General features: G+C 28.3%; 2 protein-coding genes. One reads left to right on the top strand and one right to left on the bottom strand.

Going from position 1 to position 1,476, the window contains the following annotated elements; genetic code table 11:
* A partial coding sequence (locus tag RCF13_RS14745; protein ID WP_308141297.1) for a dsDNA nuclease domain-containing protein occupies window positions 1-735 on the bottom strand: 735 nt, incomplete at its 3' end.
* A gap of 260 nt (window positions 736-995) precedes the next feature.
* Between RCF13_RS14745 and RCF13_RS14740 the strand changes: the two genes are divergently transcribed.
* A complete protein-coding gene (locus tag RCF13_RS14740; protein ID WP_270703912.1) occupies window positions 996-1,247 on the top strand; it encodes a hypothetical protein in 252 nt (83 codons plus the stop codon).
* The last annotated feature ends 229 nt before the right edge of the window (window positions 1,248-1,476 follow it).

Raw genomic sequence — 1,476 nt, 5'->3', positions numbered from 1 at the left:
TATATTTCCATACCGCTTAATTCGAAAACGCTGTAAATACCAAATTGGATTATTTATTGAATCATCATAATTATTAACATTAAATATAAATTCATGTCCTTTTTCTTTAATCTTCCAATTTAAGTTTAATTTTCGTAAGTTCTTGATAAGTGATTCATATTCGCTATCATCTCTATCGGTATAAAATTTTTCATCCTTCGTATAAACTGCAATATCCTTGTTAAACTGGACATTTGTTGCCAATTCAAATTGTAGTTCATTATTAAATAAATCATCATTTTTAATTATTTTCTTTTCATCAGAATCAAAAACATGAGTATTTAATAAAAACAACTTATCTAACCAGCTTCCTTTACTGTTGGTTCGCTCGCATATTTCACCAAGTGTAAGATTATTTACTAGATCACTCTCACGTTTTGTTTTTACCTGTACAAACCTAATTTTCCCTTCACCGTGCAAAGCAATATCATCCAATAATTCATAAACAACTTTGTTCCACCAAACATCATGAGTAAAAAGCATATCAATTATATATTTGGCAGCTACATAATATTGATATAAAAATCCCCTAATTGCTGTTACACCACTAAAATCAATATGTCTTCCATCTAGGAAAGCATCAAGAAACTTTTGTCTCTCTTCATCTGTGAGGGATTCTTCGTTATCTTTTAAAAAAGCTTCCATCCTCTGTTGAAGCTTATTAATATAGGGTGATTCAGTTTTTATTGTATCCACTATTCATCTATCCTCATTTCCTTATAATCTGATATAAAAGTTCGTTTGATCAAATAGTGAAGATTGACTGATAACAAACTAACTACTAATTATTTATCTAATTAATATTCTATAAAAACTCAAGAAAAACAACCACCCTATATTATTAAAATTTATAACTATGTATGTATTAAATTTTATTTTGTGGAAACAATAATAGTAATAGATATAAAGAAAATGTAAAAAAGAACGGTTTTCCATAGAAAAGGGGTGTTTATAGAATGAAATTACAATTAATCGATGATGTTTTACAGCATGGAATTGATTTTGGAAAGAGTTTGAAAAGGAAAAATATAAATGTAGTTGCTGTAGGTCAAAAATTAAACCACCTACAACAGAACAATCAAGAAAAGTTCATAGAATCGTATTTCGAATTGGTAATGAAAGTAGGAATCCCAGTTAATACAAGACTCGTAACGGGAGATAAAAAGATAATACAGTCCTTTTTAATAGGATTATCACAGGAATTTTAAAAGATCATTATCAAACGATAGTGGTCTTTTCCTTTGTGTAATTAATAAATTAAAAAGAACCCATCTAAGTTCTTTTGGACCTTTTACTATAAGTTATATTAAAACGGATTAATAGTTTCCTCATGAAAGTAATTTGACAACTTACATCTTAACTTGACGTTTACATATATCCTGATGTTTACGGACACTGTCCCTCCGTCATTCATGTATCTTCTAATTGATAAAATCT

Source organism: Stenotrophomonas maltophilia group sp. RNC7 (genome assembly GCF_030910085.1).
Lineage (GTDB): Bacteria > Pseudomonadota > Gammaproteobacteria > Xanthomonadales > Xanthomonadaceae > Stenotrophomonas > Stenotrophomonas sepilia.
This window is presented reverse-complemented; position numbering and strand designations above follow the sequence as displayed.